This is a genomic window from Candidatus Eisenbacteria bacterium, from assembly GCA_035577985.1.
Taxonomy (GTDB): Bacteria; Desulfobacterota; Binatia; order DP-6; family DP-6; genus DATJZY01.
In genome coordinates, this window is record DATJZY010000029.1 from 90,569 (window position 1) to 96,568 (window position 6,000).

Here is a 6,000-nt window from a genome sequence, read left to right on the forward strand (position 1 = left end):
GCAACGCTGCGCCGACCCCAGTCCCTTCCTCATTCCAATGCGGTCCTGACGGCCGTCGCGTCGAGAGCGACGAAGTGCTGGGCCGTGACCCAGAGTCGGGTCCCGGGGGGCAGATGCAGGTAGATCGCCCGTGCGACGCCGGTCGTGCGCTCGATCGCTCGCTGCCAGCGAAGCCTGATGCCGATGGCGTCGAGGTCGACCGTCCGCTCCCTGGAGCGGACGCGCCATCGCGCGAGGTGGTCGGCTGCGGCCAGGAAGTCCCGCTTCTGGCCGTTGCAGCGGCGGTGGGCAACGACGAGGTTGTCGAGGCTGTCGTCGGGGTGGCGCGCCCACGGGATGAAGTGGTCGACCTCGGGCGCCAGAGCCGACCGCCCGAGGCGATCGGCACAGTAGAAGCAGCGATCGTCCTGGAGGTCGCGAAGCGGATCGCACACCGGCGCCAGGCTCACGCGCTCGGGGCCGAAGAGGAAGCGTTCGAGCTCCGACTCCTCGCGGTCGTTCAGCTCGGCGACCTTGATCGCCCACGCGCGCTGGAGCAGCGGCCGCAGCAAGCCGTTCAACCGGACGAGATTCTCCCCCACTCCGGCCCGTAGATGGATGCGGTTGTCGAACGCACCACCGCCGGTCTCCTGGTAGCGCCGCATCTCGCGCCGATCGATGCGCGCATCCCAGGCAATCGTGTAGATGAAGGAAACGACCTCGTCGCCGATCGTTTGGAGGCGAGGCAGCGGCATCTCGACCAGCTTCCACTCGACGAAGCGAACGAGCGCCTCGAACTGGTCGGGCGCCGCGAGGCGAGCCTGCGCGAGCGGCAGCGACCGATCGGCGCCCACCCGGTGTCGAAGCGTCGCGATGGCGCGAACGATCTCCGCCTGGCCACCGCCGGGGCCACTGCTCTGACGCAGCTCGCCCGCCGCGGACCACGGCCGCGTCTGCGGCCAGTAGAGCTCCAGCACCTTCTCGGCGAGCTGCCGCGTCGTGAGGACGTCGGGCGCTGCGCCGGTGCGCGACACGTTCTCGAGGCAGAGGTCGAGCAGGGCCGTCAGGACGGCATACTTGTAGGTGGCGGTGAATCGGCCCTGGTCGAGGATCTGGAAGATCCGCTCGGCGAGAGAGATGGCCTCGTCGGTCGAGCCGGGCATGCAGCCGTCTAGCGTGCCCCGACGCGGATTGTCGAAGCCAGGCGCCGACGATTTGCGCGACCCCGCCCGCACGCGATACCCCGCACGCCGAGAAGCATGCGACGTCCGGCGTATCCCCTCGTGTGCACGCTGGCGGGCCTCGTCTACGGCTGGCTGCCGTGGTTCCTCCACGGGCCGATCCCGGAGAAGCTGACGGCGGTCCGCTTGAACGGCCCGCTCGCGGTGTGGACGTACTACGCCTCTCGGCTGCTGATCGGGTTCATGGTCGGCTGCGGCGTCTGGCCGGCGGCCTGGTGGCTGCGCGGCCCCCTCTACGGCCTGCTGCTCATGCTGCCGCCCGGGATGCTCGCGCTCGCGACGCCCGGCTGCGGCTTCACGTGAATGGGCAACAACGTCGCCACCGGTGCGGTGGTGGGACTGCTCGTGGGCGCGACCGGACGGCTCGTCACCGGTCGCAGCCACGCCTGACGTCCGTCGAGATTCAGTAGGTGTCTTCGACGAGGCTCGTCACCTGCGAGAAGGCGGCACAGCGCAGGCAGTCCGCGACGCCGGCCGCCGTGCCGCCACCGCACGCCTGGAGCGGAGCCAGCGCCGCCGGCGAGCACTTCGACCCGATCGTGCGCGCCGCCTTCGCCGCCGCCTTGTCGATGCGCCCGGCCGCGTCGACCTCGAGCGGTGCCACCGAGCCCGACGCCTTCCATTCACCGAGGCACATCACCTGCGAGTCGCCGCTCAGCTTTCCCGCGTTGATCGCGTCGAGGCAGCCGTCGTTGGCCTTCGTGAAGTCCACGACCTCGGTCGCGCCGGCCTTCCCGATGGCCTTCTGGCACGAGAGCGCCGCGGGAGCGGCGACGGCGGCCAGCGTGGTGCCGTAGAGCAGATTCGTCACCGTGGTCGCGGCCGTTCCTACTCGCTGCAGGACGCACGCATCGAGCGCGGCTCCGGTGTTCCCGCACGCTGCGAGCTGGGCGAGCGTGGCGTCGGGACACTTCGAGGTGAGCGTCGTCTGGAGCTTCGTGGCGGCCTTGGTGATCTTGGTTCCCGTCGCGAGATCCGTGGGCACGACGGCCGGGAGCGCGCCGCGGCAGAGCTGGTTCGGATCGCCGGTCAGCTTTCCGCCCGCGATGCGGTCGAGGCACTTCCGCTGCGCCGTGATCACCGTCTTCAGGAGCGAGCGCGACGCGCTGCCGATCGCCTTCTGGCACGCCGTCGCCGCGGTCGGAGCCGCCGAGGGCGCATCCGGCTTCAGCGGGAAGCACGTCGGAGACGGATCGCACACGTCGCCCAGGGTGTCGTTGTCGGTGTCGAGCTGGTTCGTGTTCGGGACGGACCTGCAGTTGTCTTGGTCATCGAAGACGCCGTCGCCGTCCGTGTCGGCGAAGATCTGGAGGACCGTTCCGAGCTGGCCATCGCCGTTGAGGTCGACACCGCCACCCAGGGGAGCGATGCTGTCGGTGTCGACGATGCAGTTGGTCGCAGGAGGCTGACACCCCTGCTCGGGTTCGAACGTCGTGAAGAAGATCGCACCGTCGCGGATCTTGTACGACAGCCCTGGATCGCACCCCGCTACCTGGCACGACTTCGACGCCATTCGGGTCTCGAACGTCCGGCGGCTCTTGAGGTCGTAGGCGAACATGACGAGGTCGAGCCTATCGCCATCGTGGTTCCAGTCGGCGAAGTGCATTTCGTCGAGGCGGAACGCGACGATGTTGCCGCTCACCTGGAAGTCGGCGACGCCGTAGGTGGGGATGCCGCCGATCGTGATCAGTTCGGAATTCGTGGGGTCCAGAGCTCGATGGACCACGAGCTCCTTCCCGAAGATGCTGGACGGGAGCGTGAACACGACGACGGCACCGCAATCGCCGTCGGGGCAGTCGAGCCCCGAGGTGCAGGGATCTCCGTCGTTGTCGCCGCCGGCGCAGACGTCCGTCGCCGCCAGATCGGTCGCATCGTTGCTTCCGAACCGTTGCTTCGTGTACGGGGGGCTGGTGGAGGCCAGGACGATCTCCGCCGGGGTCTTGATGTTCTTCCAGACGACGGCCTGGGACGACAGGGCCAGCTGGTTCGACTGCGCCTCATCGAGCACATTCGGGGTAAGGCTCAGGTTTGTCGTCGTGCCGGTCGCGGCATCGTAGAGATTCACGAGGAAGGCGTTCAAGTATCCTGGCGACAGCCACGCGGCGTGACCTGCCGCGACGGCCGCTACGTTCGTCGGGCTGTCGAGGCCCGGGCGATCCAACTGGGTCGTCGCATCGAAAGCATGCAGGTGGCTCGTGCGCGAGAAACGTCCGGCGGCTGCCGCGACGCCGACGATGTTGACGGCCGTGTAGTACCCTTGCGTGTAGAGATGCTCGGAGTCGGGGCTCATGACCGCGCCGGTCACGCCGATCAGATGGAGCTCCGGGAGGCCGCTGGAGGTGTTGATCCCACCCTCAAGGTGCTGGACGAACGAGAGAGCACCCGTCGCCGTGTTTCGGGCGAATGTGGTGAGGCCATTGTACGACTCGGCGGCGTGGTCGCCGTGGACCACGTGCAGGGACTTACCGTCCGGACTGATGACGAGCTTGTTCGAGTTGAATGGGATGCCGATCGCTCCCACGAATCCGAGCGCGCCGGTCACGGCGTCGCGGTTGAAGGTCCACAGGGTTGCGCAGGAAGAGGAGAACGGGGCACAGGAGAATGAGCCTTGCGCACCCGAGATCGCGTAGAGCTGTGCGCCGTCCGGGCTCACCGCGACATCGAGGGCGGCCTCGATGTACGTGTCCGCCCGCTCGTCGAGATTCGGGCTGTTGTTGCGCCGTTCGAACAGCTTGATGATGCCTGATCCCCCGCCCGTTCCGTGAACGGCGACGTACACGAACTTGCCGTCCGGGCTCACGGTGAGATTCCGGGCATCGGCCATCGGACCGATGCACGTGAGCGTCGGGCTCGGGCTCGTGTATGGCGGGCAGGTAGCCGGATCGTCCAACATCGTCTGCGAGTAGATCATCGGTGGAACGTAGTCGCCCCGCGATGACTGAGAGAACAGATCAACGCTCGCGTTGAACGCTACCACCGCATGCTTGGCGGGCGAGAGCGCGTAGAGCGAGATTCGAGTGCGGCCGAACGTGAGAGATGCGTCGGACGAGCGTGCGATGGCGAGGCGCGTCACGCCCTGCAGACCGGTGGGCGTGATCAGCGGGGAGGTCGTCGTGAAGGGATTTCGGTACGCGACTCCGTCCTGCGCGAACGAGGAGCGCGAGCCGATCGTGAGCGAGTCGCCGTCCTGCAGGCCGAGATCGACGCCGATGATGGTGTTGGTGTCGGGGGATGCCGCATAGGCATAGCTGCCGCTGATGACCACGTCGCCGACACCCGCGGTACGACACGCGGGGTCGTCGACGAAGTAGGCGACGCGTCCGCGCGTCAAGCCAGACGCCCCGTCGCGGTGCTGCAACACGAACGCCCCGCAGTTGTTGGGAGCCGTCCCGACGAAATATCTGCCGTCCCGGGTCACCGCGAGGTGCTGGGTGGGTATCTCGGCGAAGAAGGGGTCGGCGAAGGTGAGGTTGGTAGGGAAGCCCAGCTGCACGTCGGGCGTGCGGTAGTAGACGAGATCCCCGTCGACGGCGACGGGATTGCGGCTGATCGCCGGGAAAAGGCTCGCCGGATGCAGCTCCGCCGGCGCATCCGGCGTCACCTCCGGGCCCTGCGGGTCCTGCAACGAGAAGACCCGGAGGAGATCGTCGGTCGTCTGACCGTCGAGATTCAGGTCGGTGCCGTTCGTCTGTCCGCCCGCGTTCTCGTTGGCTTCACCCTGGATGAAGGCGGCGAGATTGTCACCGATGGCGAGGGCGGCGGGACCGACGATCGGGTTGTTCAGGTGCGATGCGGCCATGTGCGAGCTGATGGTGGTTCCAGTCTTCGTCTCGGTGAACTGGACGACCTGGTCGATGCTGTCCCCGTCGTCGTTGAGGTCGCTGTCTTTGGTCGGGTCGCGCGCCTCGATCGCCTCGTCGGTCGCGAAGACTGCGCCCGTGGATGACGACTTCAACTCATTGAGGGGGACCGACGTCCTCCTCCCGAAGGAGAAGTCGAACCGATTCATCGGCGGGTCGAACTTGAACACGATCGGCCCGCGACTCGAGGAGTCGAGCAGGTAGCCCAGGTTGAAGTTGGGCTGGCCCAGGGCGCCCACCCTGGCGACACGGATGACCGACAGGTTGGCGTCCGAGGTACCGAAGACCGAGTTGCCCGCATCCGTCACGCGGATCAGCGGCGGGAGCGGCTTCGCATCGATGGTGAACGAGCGCACGTCGTCCGACGTCACGTGGACCGGTCCCGGGGTTCCCGGAAAGGCGTCGACGTTGAGGGTACCTGCCACGAGCGCTGCGACGGGCGCGCCGGAGCCGGCAGGCAACGCGTCCACCCAATCGATGGGCACGAGCAGGTTGCCGCCACCGTCGAGCGTCGCCAGGGCCTGAGTCGGCGTGCTGCCCGCCAGATTCCCGGCGATGTCCTTGAAGTTGTTCGGCTGGGGCAGGACGGTGAACTGCTGGAAGACGGCTGCCGGCTGGCGGTCGCAGGTCGCCCCGACCTCGTGCGGCTCGAACAGCGGACCGATGTGCGCCACCTCGCCGGCGGTCGGAGTCGTGACCGAGATCTCGGCCGGACCGGCGAACCCGTCGGGCACCGCCGCCGACCTCGTGTCCGGCATCGTGAAGCGCAGGATCGTGCAGGGCGATCCCCCGGCCGTGCACTCGACGCTGTCGGGGACCACGTGAATCGCCGGCGGCTGGGTCGGACCCGCGGGCGGAAACGTGATGCTGACGTCGTTCTTCGACGGGTCGGGATCGAACTCGGTGGCGTCGCATTCCGA

3 protein-coding genes are annotated in these 6,000 nt (G+C 67.8%); 1 reads left to right on the forward strand and 2 read right to left on the reverse strand.

Annotated features, from left to right (window positions below):
- Nucleotides 1-29 precede the first annotated feature (29 nt).
- Complete coding sequence (locus VMS22_04550) at nucleotides 30-1,142, reverse strand: HNH endonuclease domain-containing protein (protein ID HXJ33289.1); 1,113 nt, start codon at nucleotides 1,140-1,142, stop codon at nucleotides 30-32.
- 96 nt (nucleotides 1,143-1,238) lie between these two features.
- On the opposite strand from VMS22_04550, the gene VMS22_04555 reads away from it, so the two are divergent.
- Nucleotides 1,239-1,523, forward strand: coding sequence for a hypothetical protein (locus tag VMS22_04555; GenBank protein HXJ33290.1), 285 nt, complete (start codon nucleotides 1,239-1,241; stop codon nucleotides 1,521-1,523).
- 100 nt (nucleotides 1,524-1,623) lie between these two features.
- Here the strand turns inward: VMS22_04555 and VMS22_04560 are convergent.
- A partial coding sequence (locus VMS22_04560; protein ID HXJ33291.1) for a hypothetical protein occupies nucleotides 1,624-6,000 on the reverse strand: 4,377 nt, incomplete at its 5' end.